The organism is Arenibacter lacus (assembly GCF_008711145.1).
Lineage (GTDB): Bacteria > Bacteroidota > Bacteroidia > Flavobacteriales > Flavobacteriaceae > Arenibacter > Arenibacter amylolyticus.
Genome location: NZ_VVIN01000021.1, coordinates 18,583 through 37,705, shown reverse-complemented (window position 1 = coordinate 37,705; position 19,123 = coordinate 18,583). Strand labels below are relative to the sequence as shown.

The 19,123-nt window shown below is 43.2% G+C and carries 18 protein-coding genes; 5 read left to right on the top strand and 13 right to left on the bottom strand.

What is annotated here, in order from left to right; all coding sequences use genetic code 11:
- The first annotated feature begins 100 nt into the window (after positions 1-100).
- Together F1E73_RS08320 and pyk are read left to right on the top strand one after the other, a co-directional pair.
- Complete coding sequence (locus tag F1E73_RS08320; RefSeq protein WP_086475706.1) at positions 101-568, top strand: IPExxxVDY family protein; 468 nt, start codon at positions 101-103, stop codon at positions 566-568.
- A gap of 1 nt (position 569) precedes the next feature.
- Positions 570-2,018, top strand: a complete 1,449-nt coding sequence (gene pyk, locus F1E73_RS08315) for a pyruvate kinase (RefSeq protein ID WP_086475707.1) — start codon at positions 570-572, stop codon at positions 2,016-2,018.
- Positions 2,019-2,085: 67 nt separating this feature from the next.
- Here the strand turns inward: pyk and dinB are convergent, their stop codons facing one another.
- Positions 2,086-3,183: a DNA polymerase IV gene (dinB, locus tag F1E73_RS08310; protein WP_150451651.1), complete on the bottom strand. Its 1,098-nt coding sequence runs from the start codon at positions 3,181-3,183 to the stop codon at positions 2,086-2,088.
- Between the two features lie 77 nt (positions 3,184-3,260).
- On the opposite strand from dinB, the gene F1E73_RS08305 reads away from it, so the two are divergent.
- From F1E73_RS08305 to F1E73_RS08295, 3 genes are read left to right on the top strand one after another with little or no spacing between them, the layout of a single operon-like run.
- Entirely contained in the window at positions 3,261-3,938 is a 678-nt protein-coding gene (locus F1E73_RS08305; protein WP_150451650.1) for a Rossmann-fold NAD(P)-binding domain-containing protein, read from the top strand.
- A 34-nt stretch (positions 3,939-3,972) separates the two neighbouring features.
- A complete protein-coding gene (locus F1E73_RS08300; RefSeq protein WP_086475710.1) occupies positions 3,973-4,446 on the top strand; it encodes a CYTH domain-containing protein in 474 nt (157 codons plus the stop codon).
- Positions 4,443-4,934 carry a YciI family protein gene (locus tag F1E73_RS08295; RefSeq protein ID WP_140157700.1) on the top strand — a complete coding sequence of 164 codons (492 nt, stop codon included), beginning with the start codon at positions 4,443-4,445 and terminating at the stop codon, positions 4,932-4,934. Before F1E73_RS08300 ends, F1E73_RS08295 begins: the two co-directional genes overlap by 4 nt.
- Positions 4,935-4,967: 33 nt before the next feature.
- On the opposite strand, the gene trhA is transcribed toward F1E73_RS08295, so the two are convergent.
- From trhA to F1E73_RS08235, 12 genes are all read right to left on the bottom strand, one after another.
- A complete protein-coding gene (gene trhA / locus F1E73_RS08290) occupies positions 4,968-5,606 on the bottom strand; it encodes a PAQR family membrane homeostasis protein TrhA (RefSeq protein WP_150451649.1) in 639 nt (212 codons plus the stop codon).
- Positions 5,607-5,776: 170 nt separating this feature from the next.
- On the bottom strand, positions 5,777-7,177 hold the full coding sequence (locus F1E73_RS08285; RefSeq protein ID WP_086475712.1) for an efflux transporter outer membrane subunit: 1,401 nt from the start codon (positions 7,175-7,177) through the stop codon (positions 5,777-5,779).
- A gap of 11 nt (positions 7,178-7,188) precedes the next feature.
- Positions 7,189-10,329: an efflux RND transporter permease subunit gene (locus tag F1E73_RS08280; RefSeq protein ID WP_150451648.1), complete on the bottom strand. Its 3,141-nt coding sequence runs from the start codon at positions 10,327-10,329 to the stop codon at positions 7,189-7,191.
- Positions 10,330-10,335: 6 nt separating this feature from the next.
- Positions 10,336-11,445, bottom strand: a complete 1,110-nt coding sequence (locus tag F1E73_RS08275; RefSeq protein ID WP_150451647.1) for an efflux RND transporter periplasmic adaptor subunit — start codon at positions 11,443-11,445, stop codon at positions 10,336-10,338.
- Entirely contained in the window at positions 11,442-11,969 is a 528-nt protein-coding gene (locus F1E73_RS08270) for a GbsR/MarR family transcriptional regulator (RefSeq protein ID WP_086475715.1), read from the bottom strand. Before F1E73_RS08270 ends, F1E73_RS08275 begins: the two co-directional genes overlap by 4 nt.
- A gap of 90 nt (positions 11,970-12,059) precedes the next feature.
- Positions 12,060-12,455 (bottom strand): hypothetical protein, encoded by a 396-nt coding sequence (locus F1E73_RS08265; protein ID WP_150451646.1) that lies wholly within the window; start codon positions 12,453-12,455, stop codon positions 12,060-12,062.
- A 57-nt stretch (positions 12,456-12,512) separates the two neighbouring features.
- Complete coding sequence (gene pheS, locus F1E73_RS08260) at positions 12,513-13,532, bottom strand: phenylalanine--tRNA ligase subunit alpha (RefSeq protein WP_150451645.1); 1,020 nt, start codon at positions 13,530-13,532, stop codon at positions 12,513-12,515.
- A 235-nt stretch (positions 13,533-13,767) separates the two neighbouring features.
- On the bottom strand, positions 13,768-14,409 hold the full coding sequence (locus F1E73_RS08255; RefSeq protein ID WP_086475718.1) for a carbonic anhydrase: 642 nt from the start codon (positions 14,407-14,409) through the stop codon (positions 13,768-13,770).
- A gap of 245 nt (positions 14,410-14,654) precedes the next feature.
- The gene (locus tag F1E73_RS08250; protein WP_086475719.1) at positions 14,655-15,413 is read right to left on the bottom strand and encodes an SH3 domain-containing protein; all 759 of its coding nucleotides are present in this window, start codon (positions 15,411-15,413) and stop codon (positions 14,655-14,657) included.
- 3 nt (positions 15,414-15,416) lie between these two features.
- Positions 15,417-17,198 carry a BatD family protein gene (locus F1E73_RS08245; protein WP_150451644.1) on the bottom strand — a complete coding sequence of 594 codons (1,782 nt, stop codon included), beginning with the start codon at positions 17,196-17,198 and terminating at the stop codon, positions 15,417-15,419.
- A 4-nt stretch (positions 17,199-17,202) separates the two neighbouring features.
- The gene (locus F1E73_RS08240) at positions 17,203-18,057 is read right to left on the bottom strand and encodes a tetratricopeptide repeat protein (RefSeq protein WP_150451643.1); all 855 of its coding nucleotides are present in this window, start codon (positions 18,055-18,057) and stop codon (positions 17,203-17,205) included.
- A gap of 10 nt (positions 18,058-18,067) precedes the next feature.
- Positions 18,068-19,111 (bottom strand): VWA domain-containing protein, encoded by a 1,044-nt coding sequence (locus tag F1E73_RS08235; protein WP_150451642.1) that lies wholly within the window; start codon positions 19,109-19,111, stop codon positions 18,068-18,070.
- Between the last annotated feature and the right edge of the window lie 12 nt (positions 19,112-19,123).

Here is a 19,123-nt window from a genome sequence, read left to right as displayed (position 1 = left end):
TGAACTCCAACGTTTTAGTTGCTTCTGGATGTTTTTATAGGTTCTATAGACTAGGCTTGTTTCTTTATTAACCCTATATTTACGACTTTTCACGGAAAGTATGGCGGCGATATATAAAATTTCGGAAGATTTTTATGATGAAGATTTTACCTTAATCGCTTTACACTCTAGCAGAGAAGATTACTCGCTGGTGTATGCACTGAACGCTTGTCTGAAATTAAAACTAAAACGAACAAAAAAGGATCTGGAGATAACCTCCAACGGGATGTTTCCGTTCTTTGATTGGAGGGATGAAATCAATGATCGTTATTATACCCTGGTTAGTAATAATAGCGTAGGAAAGGAAGAATTAAACGTTGGAAACCTTTTCCAGGACCAGCCCTCAATTACTGCCTATAGTCTAATTCCAGAGTACAAGGACGTAGATTATTTTTTAAAGGTAGCGCATGATGAACTGGACTTGGAGGAGAAAATTCTCAAGGCCGTGCTAACCATCCCAAAGGTGATTACTGCCTATAGCGTGGATGTAAACAAACTGAAATCAAGAAATAATTTAATATTTTATTAGAATGCCAGCATTAAAAAAGACAAAAATAGTAGCCACCCTAGGTCCAGCTACTAGTAAGAAGAGTGTTCTTAGGGACATGATAGGAGCAGGAGTGGATGTCTTTAGGATAAATTTTTCACATGCCGACTACGAAGATGTTAAGGAGCGCATTACTATGATACGCGAATTAAATGAGGAGTTGGGGACCAATACGTCCATTCTTGCAGACTTGCAAGGTCCTAAATTACGGGTGGGGGTAATGGCCAAAGAGGTGATTGTTTCCCCAGGAGACGAGATTACCTTTGTTACGGGAGAACCTTTTGAAGGGGACTCGGAGAAAGTATATATGAACTATGTCCAATTTCCAAGGGATGTGAAGGCGGGAGAACGTATTCTGTTGGATGACGGGAAATTAATGTTCGAAGTAGTTTCAACCAATAAGAAAGATGCGGTTAAGGCCAAAGTGATTCAAGGGGGCCCCCTTAAATCCAAAAAAGGCGTAAACCTGCCCAATACCAATATATCCTTGCCTGCACTTACAGAGAAGGATGTGGAGGATGCCATCTTTGCGATCTCTCAGAAGGTAGATTGGATTGCCCTTTCCTTTGTAAGGTTTAGTCAGGATTTGATAGACCTACAAAACATTATTAAGGAGCATTCCGAGCATAAGATCCCAATCATTGCAAAAATTGAAAAACCAGAAGCGGTAGAGAACATCGATAAGATTGTTGCTTATTGTGATGGTCTAATGGTGGCCCGAGGTGATTTGGGAGTGGAAGTTCCCGCCCAAGAAGTGCCCCTTATCCAAAAGCAGTTGGTACTGCGTGCCAAAGAGGCAAGGATCCCTGTGATCATTGCTACTCAAATGATGGAGACCATGATTACCAGCCTTACCCCAACGAGGGCAGAGGTTAATGATGTGGCCAATTCCGTAATGGACGGGGCCGATGCGGTAATGCTTTCCGGAGAGACCTCTGTAGGGAATTACCCAGTACAGGTGATAGAAAAGATGGCAAGTATCCTAGTGAGTGTGGAAAACTCGGACCTTATTAAAGTTCCCCACCAGCACCCACACATCAGGACCAATAGATATATTACCAAAACCATTTGTTTTCATGCTGCCAATATGGCCAATGAGACCAAAGCCAAGGCAATTTCTACGCTTACCAATAGCGGATATACCGCATTTCAAATTTCTGCTTGGAGACCTAAGGCACATATTCTGGTTTTTACCTCCAACAAAAGGATTCTTACCCAGCTTAACCTGCTATGGGGCGTAAGGGCATTCTATTACGATAAGTTTGTATCTACAGACGAGACCATTGAGGATGTTAACAGAATGGCCTGCGACAAAGGATTTTTGGAAGTTGGCGATATGCTTATCAGCTTGGCTGCCATGCCTATAAAGGCAAAAGGAATGGTAAATACGCTAAGAGTATCGGAAATAGGAAGTGAAAGCTTTTCTAAATAAATAGCATATTAGTTTTATAGCAAACACCTGCTGGGTCTTAAGATCTAGCAGGTTTTTTTATGCCTAGCTATAGGTCAAACTTCAACTGTACGGATAGTGATTTCTGGGCTTCAGGGGTGGTTTTCTCCGTGTTTAGGTTAGAGAGTGAAATACCGAGTAAGCGCACGGAGTTCTCCAATTTTTCTTGATATAGCAATTCCTTCGCCAGTTCCAAGATTAAATTTTGGTCTGCAATGAAATAGGGAATGGTTTTGCTCCGTGTCTGAAGGGTAAAATCGCTATATTTTATTTTTAGGGTGATGGTCTTTCCTGCAATATTAGCCTTTTTGAGGCGGCGTTCCAATTCGCTGGCAATATGCTTTAAACGCTCCAGCATAAAGACCTCACTGCTCAAATTTTCGCGAAATGTTCTTTCGGCACCTACCGATTTTGGAATCCGGTTGGGCTTTACCGGACTTAAATGAATTCCCCTTACCACTTGGTAGTAATACTGACCGCCTTTTCCAAAATGTTCCGTAAGGAATTCCAAGGATTTTTGTTTTAGGTCCAAGCCGGTAAATATTCCCAATTGATACATCTTGTCTGCGGTTACCTTCCCTACCCCGTGGAATTTTCGAATTTCCAGTTTTTCCAAAAATGGTAGTACCTCTTCGGGGTTTACCGTTTTCTGTCCGTTGGGCTTGTTGTAATCACTGGCTATTTTGGCAATAAACTTATTTATGGAAATTCCTGCCGATGCGGTTAACCCTACCTCCTCCAAAATCCGTGTTCGTATTTCTGTCGCAATTAGGGAGGCAGATGGATTTCCTTTTTTATTGTTGGTAACGTCTAAATAAGCCTCATCCAAGGAGAGGGGTTCTACTAAATCCGTATATTCCAGAAAAATACGCCGTATATGGAGTGATATTTCCTTGTACCTATCAAACCTGGGAGGCACAAAAATAAGATCGGGGCAGTTTTTTTTGGCGAGATACCCGCTCATGGCGCTGCGCACCCCAAATTTTCTTGCCTCATAACTAGCCGCGGCTACCACCCCTCTTTTTTCGGCCCCGCCAACGGCAAGGGGTTTCCCTTTTAAGGTAGGATCATCCATTTGTTCTACGGAAGCGTAAAACGCATCCATATCCACATGGATTATTTTTCGTAGCGGAAAATCCATTTTCATGCTGTAAATTTATAACAACTATAGGGGAGTGGACCTATTTATTGGTTAAACTCGCACTGGATAAAAATAATAAGTCTATGGATGCAGAATCAAAATCTGCCATTATATTGGGAGCCACCGGGTTAACAGGTGGTGTTTTGCTGAAGATGCTCTTGAAAGATGATCGCTATGCTAAAATAAAACTCTTTTCTAGATCTTCAGTAGGATTTACCCACCCCAAATTGGAGGAGCATCTTGGGGATTTGAGGAAATTGGAAGAATTTAAATCACTTTTTACTGCAGATGAGGTGTATTGCTGTATAGGAACCACCAAGGCCAAAACGCCGGACGCATCCATGTATAGGGAAATAGATCTTGGGATTCCGGAAGCAACGGCAAAACTTTGTAGTGCAAACAACATCCATACCCTATTGGTTATTTCGGCTTTGGGAGCCAATACCAACAGTAGGGTTGGTTATAACCGTCTAAAAGGTGAAATGGAAGAGGCTGTAATGGATTATCATATTCCCAAAACACATTTTTTACGTCCTTCCCTAATATCGGGCAAACGAGCAGAAAAAAGACCAGGGGAATGGTGGGCCAATCAGCTTATGAAGGTGTTGAATCTGGTGTTGGTAGGGCCTTTGGAAAAGTATAAGTCCATAAGACCGGAAGCCATTGCTGCGGCGATGCTCTGGTTGGCCAATAATAAATGCGAACAGCTGTATTTGGAATCGGATCAGCTTAGAAAGATAGCCAAGGACGAATTGGGGTAGAAGTGGGTGGATTAAAATAAAACAAATCAACAAAGTGATAGAGATAGAACGTAAGTTTTTAGTGAATTCGGAGGCGTTTAAAGAAGATTCGGTGAATGCCAACAGGATTGTACAAGGTTTTCTCAATACCGATCCCCTGCGTACGGTAAGGGTGCGCATAAAGGGCGATACTGGGTTTTTAACCGTTAAGGGAAAGGGGAATGACCAGGGTACTACGCGTTTTGAATGGGAGACCGTACTCCCTCTAAAAGAGGCGGAAGCCTTGTTGAAACTGGCCGAGCCAGGAGTTATAGAGAAGATTAGGTATGAGGTTCCTAGGGGGAAACACCTATTTGAAATAGATGAATTCTTTGGCGATAATAGCGGACTTATTGTTGCCGAAGTTGAATTGGAGCGGGAAGACGAGCCGTTTGAAATCCCGGATTGGTTGGGGAAAGAGGTCACCGGAAACCCCAAGTATTACAATTCGCAATTGAGTAAGCAACCTTTTAAAACATGGGAAAAATGAAGTATTTAGGCTATTTGTTTCTTTTTGTATTGGTAATTGGCTGTAAGGAAACACCCGAAAAAGCGGTGGATGCCAAAGCGGAATTCCCCGCGGAAAAGGTATCTGTGTTAGAGACAAAACGGGAGTTGGAAGCAAGGGGATTTAAGATCTTCGACTATGTAGACCAGAAAACCAAGGATACTATCTTGATGCAGCAATATTTTATGGCTTTTTTAAAAAGAGGCACAAATACCTCCCAATCCAAGGAGGAGCTAGATAGTCTACAGGCACTCCACCTGGCCCATTTGGGAAACATGTACGAATTGGGCTATGCAGATATCTCCGGCCCCTTCGGCGACGATGGGGAGATCCGTGGGATCACCATTTACAATGTACCTACCCTAAAGATGGCCGATAGCTTGGCTAATTTGGATCCCATGGTAGCAGCGGGTAGGCTCGCTATTGAAATACACCCATGGTGGGCTGCTAAGGGCTTTTCGCTACGTTAGCGTCTTTCCCTATCCTTCTGGCCAGCGAGGGCCTTAAACCGCCATTAGAATGGCTACGTAGTGACAAACTGCGGCTGTCAGTACAAAAAAGTGCCAGATGGCATGATTAAAGGGATATTTTCTCCACAGATAAAAAATAACCCCAATAAGATAAAGGGCGCCCCCGATGAGAATCATCGTCATTATTCCGGAAGGAATGGTCTCAAAAAAAGTGCGGCCCCCTACGATCATAATGCAGCCCATGGCAATGTAGATAAGGGTGGAAACAAGGTTCCATTTCCCGGTGAAAAAGATCTTGAAAATAATCCCTACAGCCGTTAGCCCCCACAACACGGATAAAAGGGTGATGCCAAAGGGGGTATTTAAATAAATCAATAGAAATGGGGTATAGGTGCCAGAGATGAGGAAATAAATACTGATGTGATCCAGAATTTGAAAGATTCGTTTGGCCTGCGGGTGTTGAAACCCGTGATAAAGTGTAGAGAAAGTAAAAAGCTGCAGGAAACAGAATCCATAAATGGCCGCTCCAATAACTCCTGGAGTGTTATTGCTGGATATGGCAAAGGCTATTAAAACGGGAATGCTTACAATCCCGAATATAATTCCAAATCCATGGATGATGCTGTTGACGAGCTCTTGCTGAATTTGGGCGTTGGAGTTGGTGGTTGGCATAATCTTCAATTAAAGCTATGGTATCTAAAGTATTCCCTTTGTTCAAATTTACAAAATTGGTTTCTCGATAAATACAAAGGATGCCCCTTGTCCCATATAACCGTCCCAACTTGTTCCCGGCTCAGGGGCGCACCGTACCTATACGTTGGCCCCCCGGAAAAAGCGCCAGCCTATCGCCAGCCTCCACCAAGGGCCTCATACAGGGTCACAATGGCGTTTAGCCTACCAAATTGGGAGTCTATTAATCTCAGTTCGGAATTAAGCGCATTTTGTCTGGCGGTCAATACTTCCAAGTAATTGGCAAATCCGTTGTTCAATAGTTCTTCAGAATAGGTCTCTGCTAGTGTATAAGAGGCAAGTTCCTTTTTTCGGGCTTCAATTTTCTGGCTTTCGGCCTCATAGGTGTACAAAGCGTCCGAAACTTCTTTTCCCGCAATTAAGAGCGTTTTTTTAAAGTTTAGCAGGGCTTGTTCCTGTTGGGCCTGTGATACCTCGTACTGTGTTCTTATTCTTCTTCCGTTCAATAGCGGCTGTGCTAGGGATCCCGCTAAATTGGAGAATAGGGAGCTGGCACTGAATAAATTATCCAATTCAAGGCTTTGAAATCCTCCCGAAGCAGTGAGTCGCAAGGAAGGGAAAAATTGGCTCCTTGCCACATTGGTTAGTTCAAAAGCATTGATCAAGCTGTACTCGGCCGCCATAACATCGGGTCTGTTAACCAATAGGTCTGCTGGGACGCCCGTGGTTAATGCCGTATTTATTTGCTGGTCTTCCAGGGTGCTTCTTACGACCGTTTGCCCCGCTTCGCCTAGGAGGATGGAGAAGGTATTCTCTAATAGTTTTATATCCTTTTCTAGGTCTATCAACAAAATCTCGGTAGTGTACAATTGCGCCTCCGTCTGTTTTACCGCCACTTCCGTTACCTGTCCGGCATCCTTAAGGGCTTGTGTAGTAGTAAGGCTACTTTTTCTAGACGCTATGGTTTCTTTTAGGAGGTCTTTTTGCCTATCCAAGGCCAAGAGTCTAAAGTAAGTGCTGCCAATGGCGGCTATCAGGTGTGTTTTTACTGCCTGGTGGGCTGCCACAGTTTGTAGGTAGGAGGCCTGGGCAGCTCTGTCCATACTTCTGATTTTACCCCAGATATCGGCTTCCCAAGAAAGAGAAGCAGCAAGCTGATACTGTTCCGAGGCAGATCCGCCATTCAATCCCATCGGCCCGTTTTCTGAAAAAGTAGATCGGCCATAGCTAGCGGAGGCATCCAGGGTAGGATAATAACCCGATTTTCCTTGTTTTAAATAAGCCTGTGCCGCCTGTATGTTCTGAAGTGCAACCCTAATATCCAGGTTGTTTTCTAACCCTTGGTGGATATAATCCGTTAAAATGGGATCGGTGAACAATTCGGTCCATGATACCGTGGCCATGCTGAGGCTATCGGTCATCACATAATCGGTACGGTACAATGCCTCGTTTTCCAAAGAAGGTCTAACATAATCCTTGGCAGAGAAACAAGATTGCATCAATATCGGAATTATGGTCAATAAGATCAGTCGGTACAAAGTGTTGTTTTGCATAATATCTTCTACTAATTTTCTTCAATGGTTTCTTCTGTGGGAACTCCAGTAACTTTTTCTTGAAGCCACTGGAAAAGGATAAATAAGACGGGTATAATAAAAACCCCGACTACTGTTCCTACTAACATACCGCCAACGGCACCTGTACCAATGGCATTGTTACCTGCGGCCCCTACACCCCTTGCTACTACCAATGGCATAAGCCCAAGGATAAATGCAAAGGAGGTCATTAAAATAGGTCTTAATCGAGCTCTAGCTCCCTCTAAGGCCGCCTCGGTAATAGAGAGGCCCTGCCTTCTTCGTTGAATAGCAAATTCCACAATAAGAATGGCGTTTTTTGCCAATAGTCCTATCAGCATAATCAAGGCAATCTGGAAATAAATATTGTTTTCCAAACCAAGGAATTTGGTCGATAAATAGGCGCCCGCTACCCCAACGGGGAGTGAGAATAAAACCGCAAATGGCAGTAGATAACTTTCGTATTGGGCAGATAAAAAGAAATACACGAATACAATACTGAGCAAAAAGATGACTCCAGACTGGCCGGCCGAAGCTATTTCTTCCCGTGTAATTCCGGAAAACGCAATCTCGTAGTTTTGAGGTAGATTTTGTTCTGCCACCTCTGTCACGGCCTTAATTGCATCCCCCGAACTATATCCTGCTGCTGCTGATCCATTTATAGTTACAGAATTAAATAGGTTAAATCTACTCACCGTCTGTGGACCATAGACCCTGCTCAGGGTTACAAATTGGGAGACCGGGGCCATTTCGCCATTGTTATTCCTAACAAACATGCTATTTAGGCTGTTTTCGTCTCTGCGGTCATCGGGTTTTGCTTGTACCATCACCCTAAACTGTTTTCCAAACCTACTAAAGTCGGCCGTGTACAAGCCACCTATATACCCTTGTAAGGTCCGCAGTATACTGCTTATCTCTACCCCAGCTTCTTTGGCTTTCGGAATGTTGATATCCATCTGCAGCTGAGGAAAATCCGTACTAAAGGAATTAGAGGCATAGCCAATTTCCGAACGTTGGGTAAGGGCTACGGCAAAATTGTTTGCTATAGTGTCCATGGACCTAAGGCTTCCTGCGGAGCGGTCCAAAATCTGTACCTCAAATCCGTCCGAAGCTCCAAAACCCGGGATGCTAGGAGGGGTGAAAAATATAATATTAGCATCTGTGATATGCCCTGTCTTGGCAAATAACTGTTGGATAATGGTTTCTATGGAGGTTTCATCAGTGGTTCGCTTATCAAAATCTTCTAGAAGGATAAAACCCATACCATAGGAGCTACCCGCTCCGGAGAAAAAGTTTCTTCCTCCTTGTATGGAAGCGGTTCTTACCCCTTCTATGCTTTCAATAGACTTATAGATTTCCTCGGTAATACTAAAGGTTCGGTCTAAGGAAGCGCCTTTAGGAAGCTCCATATTCATAAAGATCACACCCCTGTCCTCAGAGGGTACAAAACCTGTAGGGGTAGTGTTGTTCGCCCACCATATGCCCGCTACAGATACAAGTAATATCACTACTGTAACCCAGCTGTTCTTTACTAAAAACCTTAGGGATTTAACGTATTTGTGCGTGGTGGCTTCAAAACCAGCGTTAAAGGCCGTATAAAATCTATTGATGACGGTCTTTTTCTTTTCCCCTTCCTTTTTGGTGGGTTTAAGGAAGATGGCACATAGTGCCGGACTCAGGGTTAAGGCGTTCACCGCAGAAATAAGAATGGCGATTAAAAGGGTAACCCCAAATTGTTCATAGAAAACCCCAGACGGTCCTTGGATAAAGGTAATGGGGATAAAAACCGCTGCCATTACCAAGGTAATAGAAACAATGGCCCCGCTAATTTCGTTCATGGCGCTTAAGGAGGCCTTCTTTGCCGAGGTGTATCCATCCTCCAGTTTTGCATGTACCGCTTCTACAACCACAATGGCATCATCCACAACAATCCCAATTGCCAAAAGAAGGGCAAATAGGGTAAGGAGGTTCAGGGAATAGCCTAAAAGGTTTAGGAAGAAAAACGTTCCTATAATGGATACCGGCACCGCAATAGCGGGAATTAAGGTCGATTTAAAATCTTGAAGGAAGAGGAATACCACAAGGAAAACCAATAAAAACGCCTCAATTAAGGTTATCTGCACCTTAGTCATGGACGCTGTGAGGAATTTATTGGTATCGAAATTTACAATATAGTCCACCCCAGGAGGGAACCCCTCTTTTAGCTCATCCATTTTCTCATAGATCTGCTCTATGATCTGTTGTGCATTGGAGCCTGGAGTTTGAAAAACCCCAAAGCCGACTCCGGGATAGCCCCTTGCGCGACCAATAGAGGTGTAGGAAAACGCATCTAATTCTACTTCGGCAACGTCACTTAGCTTTAGAAACTGACCATTTCCCAGCGATTTAATAATAATGTTCTGATACTCTTCGGCAGTCTTATAGCGCCCCTTGTACTTTATAACATACTCAAAGGATTCCCCAGAGTTTTGACCAAGGGATCCGGCAGCAGCTTCCAAACTTTGCTCTCCAATGGCTTGGGTAACATCCGTTACGGTTAAATTATAAGAGGTTAGCTTTACGGGGTCTAACCATACGCGCATGGCATAGTCCTTTCCTCCAAAAACATTTACATCCCCAACCCCTTTAATACGTTGTAACTCTGGCTTAACGTTAATATTGAGGTAGTTCTGTACAAAGGTGTCGTCATAATCTGGATTGGTAGAGTATAGGGAGGCGTACATAAGCGCCGAGCTTTGTCGCTTTTGGGTAATCACTCCAGATCGGATTACTTCTGCAGGCAACAATGCATTGGCACGTGCAACCCGGTTTTGTACGTTCACCGCAGCAATATCGGGATCTACCCCTTGCTCAAAATACACGGTAATACTAGCACTACCGGTGTTACTGGCAGTAGAGGTAATATAGGTCATGTCCTCTACCCCGTTAATTTGCTCCTCAATGGGGACTATTACACTTTCCAGAATGGTTTCGGCATTGGCCCCTGGGTAACTAGCGGATACCTGTACGGTAGGTGGGGCAATATCCGGGTATTGGGTTACCGGTAAGGTAAGGAACCCCAATCCGCCTAGTAATAACAGAATAATGGATATAACGGTGGAAAGTACGGGCCTTTCTATGAATGTCTTTAGCATACTGATTTATTTAAAAACAGGATTGTAAGAGTTTATAATGCTATCCAAACTGGTAGGTTGTGGAATAATCGGCAGTCCTGGTCTTACTTTGCCAAGTCCGTTCGCCAGTATCTGTACGCCTTCTTCCAATCCCTCAATAACCGATAAGCCATTAACGGCAGCCTTAACGGTCACCGATTTAGAGACCAGGGTATCGCCTTGAACCAGGTATACAAACTTTTTGCCCTGCTGTTCGTAGGTGGAAAGGGTGGGGATCACCAATACATCGTCCATTTTATTGGGTAGAATAATGCTACCGCTGTTACCGTTTCTTAAAAGACCTTGGGGGTTGGGAAAGGTGGCTCTAAAAGTAACCGTCCCGGTTTTAACATTGATCTCTCCGCTTATTGTTTCTACTTTTCCGGGATGTTCGTACAAAGAACCATCGGCGAGGATTAATTGCACTGGCGGTATGTTTTGTACTTTTTCTTCCATGGAATTGCCTTCCAATTCCCGTAGGAAGCCTAATAGATCCTTTTCATTCATCGAGAAAAAGGCATATACGTTCTCTATACTGGATATAGTGGTCAAGGGCACGGCATCTTGGGCACTTACCAAGTTTCCTTTCCTAAAGGGTATGGAGCCTACTACGCCGTTAACCGGACTTTTTATCTGTGCGTAATCTATGGAGGCGGCTATGCTCTGATAATTGCTCTTGGCCTGCTCCAGATTGGCTATGGCCGTTTCTAGCTGTACTTTGCTTATTATATTCTTTTCTACCAAAGGACGTAATTTATCTACTTCCACTTGGGCAGAATGTACCCTGGCTTGTGCCGCGGCGGCATTCTGGGTAAGGGTTTGGGTTTCCAAGGTAAACAGTAATTGCCCTTTTTTTACCCGCTCACCCTCATCTACCAATACATCTTGGATATAGCCAGCTACCTTTGCGCGTACCTTACTATTAATGGTACCCTCTATACTGGTGGGGTATTTGGTAAAATTATCCACGGATCTTTTCGCTACCTTAATTGTAGGGTAGGGAGCTGCTTCTTGCGAGCGAACCGAAGGTGCCTTTTCTGCACAGCCGCTGAACAAGGTGATGCTGAGGACTAGGGTTGCAATTAGTGATCTTTTCATTTGGAATTGGTGTTAGGGGTGTTTTCTAATTTTTCTTTGAGTTGCTTCAGATGGTCAATAAAATAGTCTGCAAGCTTGGTATAGGTTTGTATGTATTGTAAGCCGGGCATTTGATCTAAGGAGGGGACGCCATCCTTAAACATGTTCTTTTTAAAACGATAGACTTTTAAGTGCATTTCCTTTTCCATCTCCCACTGGGCTATTTTTTTATCCAATTGCTCCGTTAAATCGTTGGGAGCTATTTTAAAATAGCGTTTACGTTCCCCAGGCTTGGTAAAATAAACAATACGCCCAGCAGCCTGTAGTAGTTGTAAATTGGTGGAAATGGAACTTTTGCTGGCTTTTAGGCCCTCAACAAAGCTATCAAAGGAAATGCCTTCTTCATCGGTAAGGATTAACATGGCAAAAATCCGTGCAGCAAGGGGAGACAATATTTTGTTGTTTTCAAAATATACCCCTAGCTCTTCAATCAGCTTATTTTTTTCCAGATCGTTTGTCAACGCTACCAAGTTTCTGCTAAACATACAAACTTAGTATTGGTTCTGAAGAAAGCGAACCGAGAACGCGTTAATTTTAAGTTAAAAATGAATGCCTTAAGGTGGGGGATCAGTGGATTATTTGGCAATTACCCCCTCTATCTCCATTACGGGGAGGGTGCTATAGTTGGCTTCCTTAATGGTGTCCTGTGCCAAGACAAACCTTTTTTCATAGAGCTTGTTATCTGCAAAATAGGTGACAAAAAACTCGTTGTTGAAAGAAAGTACCCCCTCTTGCAGCAACTCTATTTTTCTGTAGGACTTTGCAGGGATATCCCCCAGGCCGTGTCTCATGGTAGAGGTTTTTTGGTCTCCTTTATAGCCTGTAGAAACGGCAATTACCCCTTCTATGGAGCTTTCCCGATCGTTTATGATATAGGCATTCCATGTTTTTTCTAGGAATTCGTCGTTCCATTCATGGACAACGCCTATGTAGACATTCTTTGAAACAGGTATTTCTATGTCCTTCTTCACTATACAGTGTATTTAAAGATGATTGTATTCTGGATGTGTAAATTGACGGTTATGTCATTAAAGGGCGCTTTTAAATTGCTCCAAGAAACGCATATCATTTTCACTCAGTAATCTAATATCGGAAATTTGGTGTAATAACAGTGCAATACGGTCTATTCCCATCCCGAAGGCAAATCCTGAATACTCATTGGGATCTATCCCGCAATTGGTAAGGACATTAGGGTCTACCATACCACATCCCATAATTTCTAACCAGCCGGTACCCTTGGTCATTTTATAATCTGCTTCCGACTCTAATCCCCAATAAACATCCACCTCTGCACTCGGTTCCGTAAAAGGAAAGTAAGATGGGCGTAAGCGTATTTCAGATTTTCCAAAGAGTTCCGTAGTGAAAAACTGTAGGGTCTGCTTTAAATCTGCAAAAGAGACGTCCTTGTCTATATAAAGTCCCTCTACTTGGTGGAAGAAACAGTGGGAGCGGGCAGAAATGGCCTCATTCCTATATACTCTTCCTGGGGAAATGGTCCTGATAGGGGGTTTGTTGTTCTCCATATATCTTACCTGTACGGAGGAGGTATGCGTACGCAACAGAATATCTGGATCGGTCTGGATAAAAAAGGTATCCTGCATATCCCTTGCCGGATGGTATTCCGGAAGGTTTAAGGCGGTAAAGTTATGCCAGTCGTCTTCTATTTCTGGACCTTCGGATACATTGAAGCCGATTCTAGAAAATATGTCGATTATCTGATTCTTAACAATGGAGATAGGATGTCTAGATCCCAATTTTATAGGTTCTCCAGGGCGAGTAAGGTCGCCATAGATTCCGTGGGCCAGCTTTTCGTTCTCCAGTGCTTGTTTTAAGGTGTTTACCTTTTCGGTAACTACGGCTTTTAGTTGGTTAACCGTTTGTCCAAACTCTTTCTTCTGTTCGTTGGGAACGTTTTTAAAATCTGAGAAAAAATGATTAAACAATCCCTTTTTTCCCAAGTATTTTATTCTAAATGCCTCAATGGCGTCCTTGTCTGAGGAAGTAAATTTTTCTACTTCCAAAATATGTTCCTTTATCTGATCTATCATTACAATGGGTTAGCTTGGATTCTCATCAAGAATTGATCCGCAAATTTAAAACTTTTATGGCAAGCCACGAATAGATTTTATCTAAATCTATTTTGCCGAAGCCTTCTCCGGCTCCTAGGGGCTAATGTAATGATGTTTTTATGGGGGATGCTATATAAGGATGTTGCCGCTAAATAGTGTTGGCAGACACTATATAACGGCATTTTACTACCACAAGCCCGGAATACCGTAAAGACTATAGGTCTTTGTAATCCAAGCGATAGATTTCCATAATGTTGTTGAGGATTCCCTTGAAATCTATTTTTAGGTCTATTAACTTCCCTGTCTTTATGTCGAAAACCCAACCGTGAACAATTAGGTTTCTTTCCCGATAGGCGCGTTGTACCGCGGCTGTTTTAATAAGGTTGATACATTGTTCCTGTACATTTAACTCTACCAGACGATTGTATTTTTGCTCTTCGTCTTCAATGGCATTCAGCTCATTCCTATGTTGTCTGTACACATCCCTGATGTTCCGTAACCATGGGTTTAAGATCCCGAGGTCTGCAGATTGCATGGCGGCTTTAACGCCTCCACAGGAATAATGCCCACAGACGACAATGTTTTTTACCTTCAGGTGGTCTACCGCGTAGTTTACAACGGACATAACGTTGAGGTCTATACTTATTACCATATTGGCAATATTGCGGTGTACGAAGACTTCCCCTGGGCCAAGGCCCATCAGTTCTTCGGTGGTGACCCTGCTGTCCGAACACCCAATATATAGAAGGTCTGGTTTCTGACCCTTGTCGAGATTCTTGAAAAACTCAGGGTCATTGGCCAGTTTATCTTGTATCCATTGCTCGTTGTTCTTGAAGACGTCGTTTAGGCTATCCATCTGAATTGTTTTTTAAAGTAAGGAAAGGTCCAGCTAGAATTGCTTCCAAAGGGACGCTGTGTTCCCAATTTCTATTAATCGGGGGCAAGATAATTATAAAATTAAAGGGAAATATATCGTGGCGTTGCTTTTTTTTAAGCCGAACGCTTAAAATAGTGCCCTAATCCGAAGCGGATAAAAAAGCGGTTTTCTTGCTGTAGGCGATGGCTACCAGAAATGGGACTGGTTTTCAGCAGGTATCCTATTTAGAATTCCTTTAGTTCCCGAATCTCATCGGATACCAGCCAGCCAGTTTTTCCATCTGCGATTTCAATCTTTTTCCATCCCTGCATTTCCTCAACCACCTGTACTTTGGTGCCGGCGTGTAGATTAAAGATAGCCTGACTCCTGTTGTTGGGTTCAGATTTTATTGGCGCTTGCTCCACAAAAATGATGGCAGGCCTATCTGCGTGGTAATTATTGTACTGTAGGTAGGCTAAGGTGGCAGAGCTGAGCGTTAAAACCAGAAAAGAAAGGCTGGTGATAAATGCGATGCGTTTTTGAGATGAAAATCTGAAGAAATAAAACGCGATGTAAAACCCAACAAATAAAAACATAAATGCCACTGCCGTATAGGCCCATTGGTCATAGGTTAGGTAGCTGGTCACCGTATCGTAAAATTTGGCGAGGGTTGTTTTGGGTAAGGGTTCTATGGCGTCCATGGTCATATTTCTGGCAAATGACAGATTGTTCAATATGTCCTGGTCCCCAGGTTTTAGTAACAACGCCTTCTCGTAATAATAGATGCTGGGGGCAATATCGTTTAGTTTATAGTAGGTATTGCCAAGATTAAAATATAGGGCTGCAGAGTGCTCACCGTTCTCCAAGATCTGAAGATAGTTATCTGCTGCCTTTTGGTACTCTCCCTCATTATAGAAAGAGGTGGCCTTTTCAAATAATTCTTGGTTCTGGGAATATCCCAGGGTTCCAAGCAGAAAGAAAAGAACTGTTAATACACGTATCATGACTTAAATTTGTTTGTCTAATTGTGAAATAACCTCGCTGGCTTTGTCGTAGTCTTGTTGCATTTGCACTTCGGTAGATGGGCTGTACCTAGCCATTTCACAGCTTTTCAACAGTCCGATAAATCCGTCCTTAGTAAGCTCGTCTACCTTCTTCTCTTCTAATAAGGTGGCAATTTTCTCCTTACTGAACTCCGAGGTTTCTATCTTTAATTTCGCCTTTAAATAATTATGTAGCGCTTTTTCTAAGGCAACATAGAACGACTCCTTGGAGCCTTGGGCTTTTTTGGCGGCAGAAAGATACTTTCTGGCAAGTCTGTTTGCTCTTTTAATTTTATTGCCTTCCACGTCACTAGCGATGGCCTCCCGTCTTTTTCCAAAAATGATGGCCAACGGTATAAGGGATAAGGGGAGCAGCCACCACATAAAAAAGGCGGTAGATCCAAAGAAGGAGCGGGTGCTTATAGCGGTTAGATTGGGGGTTAATTTGTTAAAGACAAATTGATCAGATGCTGCTACCACAAGCTGTCTGCTTCCAATACTAGGTGCCTCTGCAGTGATGGCTCCGCTAGTGGGGCCCTCCAGCACATTAATCATGGCCTCTTCTGAATTTAAGGTGTAGTATCTTTCGGTCTTGGGGTTAAAATAACTGAAGGAGATACTCGGAATGGGGTATTTACCCCTATAGGTAGGTACCACCGTATAGCTGTTTACTACCTCTCCTTCCATGCCAGATAATCTAGTGCGTATATTCTCAGTGTATTCCGGATCGTATACCTCCAGAGAGCTGGGGAGGTTTAATTGGGGAATTTCAAAGAGTTTTAAATTTCCCTTTCCTTTTATAGTGACTGTCGTTTGTAGGGATTCTGAGGCGTTTAAATGGGTTTTGCTCGGGGTCACAAAAAAATCGAACTCTCCTACAGCACCACTGAAACCTGCTGGTTTGCCTTCTGTTGGAAGCGGTTTTACCTGCAGGTTTCTTCTTCCAGCAGACACCGTTTTGTTGGCTTGTGCCATTACCCTTCCTCCAAAAAAATCGCGTTTATTGGTAGGTACCTGTAGACTAACGTCTAGGGAAAGAGGCTCTAACTCCAATTCCCCTTCTCGTTGGGGATAGAGTACTACTCTTTTTAGGATTACGGACCTATAGGGCTTTCCATCGTAGGTGGTGTTTTCTATGGTGTATTTAGTAACGGGGATATCCTGACTCCAAAAGTTATTGTACCTCGGATTGTCCAAAGCCCTAAAGTTGGTTACGTCTACATGTGGGCTGGCGTAAAGCTTGTAAACCACGGTAACAGCCTCATTGAGATAGGGGTTGGTTTTAGAGATTTCTGCAACTAAATGCAAGCTCTCATCCGCTACGTCGTCTATGGTTTTTTCTCCGGATGGCCGGTCTACAGCTGCGGTTACCTCTACCTCCTTAGGCAAGGATTTGTAAGTAGTGCCATCTATGTCTATGGTGGCCTGGGAGATAGTGAATTTTCCCCTGGCCGTTGGGGCCAAGGTATAGCTGTAGGTTTTGGAAAAACTTCTTACCCCGTTCACCCATGAAGAGCTAATAGATTGAGAAGGTCCCATGACAATTCTGAAGCCGTTAAAATCTGGCGGACTAAAATTATCGCCGTCCTTGTTCATAGTAAAATCTACCCGAAGCCTTTCGTTAATGCCCAGCTTATCCTTGCTGAGTTCCATTTTAAAAGTAACCGAATCATCATCGTTCTGGGCATTAAGCGTACTGGCCAGGAACAATATTGCTATAATCGATATGTATCTTTTTAGTTCCACTGTTCTACCAATCTTTTTCGTTCTTAATTTTAGGTCCTTTTATTTTTTGGGCATCTATCTTTTCCTGAACTTTCTTTTCTTCGTTCTGCATGGCCTCCAACAAGCTTCTTACCTGCTGTGGAGATAATTGGTTGGGTCTTGGTTGAGGTTGCTCCTGCTGATCTCCGTCTTTGGGCTGCTGATCCTCTTGTTCCTTTTCATTACCATCCCCATCTTTCTCATCTTTGTTTCCTTCATCGCCCTGCTCCCCATCTTCCTTGTTCTGATCCTGATTGTCTTGTTGATCGTTCTTATCCTCTTGGTCTTGCTCTCCCTCTTGCTTATCCTGATTCTGATCTTGTTGGTCCTTGTTGTCTTCCTGGTCCTGATCGTCCTGATCTGGATTGTTTTTCTGCTCTTCCTGTTGCTTTTTCAGCATTTCCTTGGCCAGCGCAAAATTATATCGGGTCTCCTCATCGGTAGGATCGTTGCGCAACGCCTCCTTGTAGGCTTCTACCGCTTTCTGGTATTCCTTGTTCTTCATAAACACGTTCCCCATATTGTGGAATGCCCTATGCTTATCTGCCTTGCTGGAGGCATTTTCGGCGGCTTGCTTAAACCTGCCAAAGGCTTCCGTGAAGGTTTCGTTCTGGTAATAGGCATTACCCAGGTTGTACGGGGCTACACTGTTGTTAGCATTTTCGGAAATAGCTTTTCTGTAATTTGCCTCCGCGTTTACAAAATCCTCCTCCTCCAAATGCTGATTGCCCAACCAGGTATAGTTGGTTGCTTTGTTGATGGATTTTAGGGTTTCCTTATCCACCTCCTGTGCATGGCCAAGAAACCCGAACAATATAATAAGAGCTACTATCCTTTTCATATTCCTTGGTTTATACTTCCTTCTCATTAAATAGGTTCAACTTTTTTAGCCACTTGGTTTTTCTATCCAATACAAAGATGTCTAAAAATAGAAATAAAAGTCCTGCTCCCAAAAACCATTGAAATTGATCTTGGTATTCGGCAAACTGCTTGGCTTCAAATTCTGTCTTATCTATGCGGTCTAATTGATCTTTTATGAAGGTAACAGCTTCCTTGGTGTTTTCTCCGTTGATATATGATCCGTTGCCTTGCTCGGCAATATCCTGCAATGTCTGTTCATTCATTTTGGTAATGACCACTTCTCCTTCTCGGTCTCTTAAAAAGCGTTCTACAACCCCGTTTTTCTTAATGGGGATTGGGCTTCCTTTGGTGCTTCCTACGCCAATTGTAAAAATCCGAATATTCTCTTTCTCTGCATCGGCTACACTGTTAGAAATATTCCCTTCGGAATGATCCTCCCCATCTGAAATAATAAATAGCACCCTATTGGTCTCTTCCCCATCATCGTAATAGGTAGTGGCCAAATTAACGGCTTGGTCAATGGCGGTCCCTTGGGAAGAAAGCATGTTGGTGTTCATGTTTTGTAGGAACATTTTTGCTGCCCCATAATCCGTGGTAAGGGGTAATTGCGGATATGCCTGTCCTGCATAGGCTATAATCCCGATACGATCACCTGCCAATTGATTGATGATTTCGGACACCAAGCGTTTTGCCTTGTCCAATCTATTGGGAGCAATGTCCTCGGCTAGCATACTTTTAGAAACATCTACTGCAAAGACTATATCTAGGCCCTCCCTTTTTACGGTTTCCAATTTGGTGCCTATTTTGGGGTTCACCAGTGCTAGCGTTAAAAAAGCAATTCCAAGTAGGAGGAGAATCAGTTTTAATGTGGCCTTAAAATTGGATTTGTCCGGCGTTAATCGTCTTAGAAGGGAAAGGTCTGCAAATTTTCTTTGCGTCCTTCTTTTCCAAATTTGCAACAATACAAATAGTACGATCATCACCGGGATGATGAACAACAGGTATAAATATGTTTTTTCGTCTAATTGAATCATTTTTCTTTCTTC

Coding starts and splice junctions, on each gene's coding strand:
- F1E73_RS08320 (WP_086475706.1), top strand. CDS start 101: ATGGCGGCGATATATAAAATTTCGGAAGATTTTTATGATGAAGATTTT.
- pyk (WP_086475707.1), top strand. CDS start 570: ATGCCAGCATTAAAAAAGACAAAAATAGTAGCCACCCTAGGTCCAGCT.
- dinB (WP_150451651.1), bottom strand. CDS start 3,183: ATGAAAATGGATTTTCCGCTACGAAAAATAATCCATGTGGATATGGAT.
- F1E73_RS08305 (WP_150451650.1), top strand. CDS start 3,261: ATGGATGCAGAATCAAAATCTGCCATTATATTGGGAGCCACCGGGTTA.
- F1E73_RS08295 (WP_140157700.1), top strand. CDS start 4,443: ATGAAGTATTTAGGCTATTTGTTTCTTTTTGTATTGGTAATTGGCTGT.
- trhA (WP_150451649.1), bottom strand. CDS start 5,606: ATGCCAACCACCAACTCCAACGCCCAAATTCAGCAAGAGCTCGTCAAC.
- F1E73_RS08285 (WP_086475712.1), bottom strand. CDS start 7,177: ATGCAAAACAACACTTTGTACCGACTGATCTTATTGACCATAATTCCG.
- F1E73_RS08280 (WP_150451648.1), bottom strand. CDS start 10,329: ATGCTAAAGACATTCATAGAAAGGCCCGTACTTTCCACCGTTATATCC.
- F1E73_RS08275 (WP_150451647.1), bottom strand. CDS start 11,445: ATGAAAAGATCACTAATTGCAACCCTAGTCCTCAGCATCACCTTGTTC.
- F1E73_RS08270 (WP_086475715.1), bottom strand. CDS start 11,969: ATGTTTAGCAGAAACTTGGTAGCGTTGACAAACGATCTGGAAAAAAAT.
- pheS (WP_150451645.1), bottom strand. CDS start 13,532: ATGATAGATCAGATAAAGGAACATATTTTGGAAGTAGAAAAATTTACT.
- F1E73_RS08255 (WP_086475718.1), bottom strand. CDS start 14,409: ATGGATAGCCTAAACGACGTCTTCAAGAACAACGAGCAATGGATACAA.
- F1E73_RS08250 (WP_086475719.1), bottom strand. CDS start 15,413: ATGATACGTGTATTAACAGTTCTTTTCTTTCTGCTTGGAACCCTGGGA.
- F1E73_RS08240 (WP_150451643.1), bottom strand. CDS start 18,057: ATGAAAAGGATAGTAGCTCTTATTATATTGTTCGGGTTTCTTGGCCAT.
- F1E73_RS08235 (WP_150451642.1), bottom strand. CDS start 19,111: ATGATTCAATTAGACGAAAAAACATATTTATACCTGTTGTTCATCATC.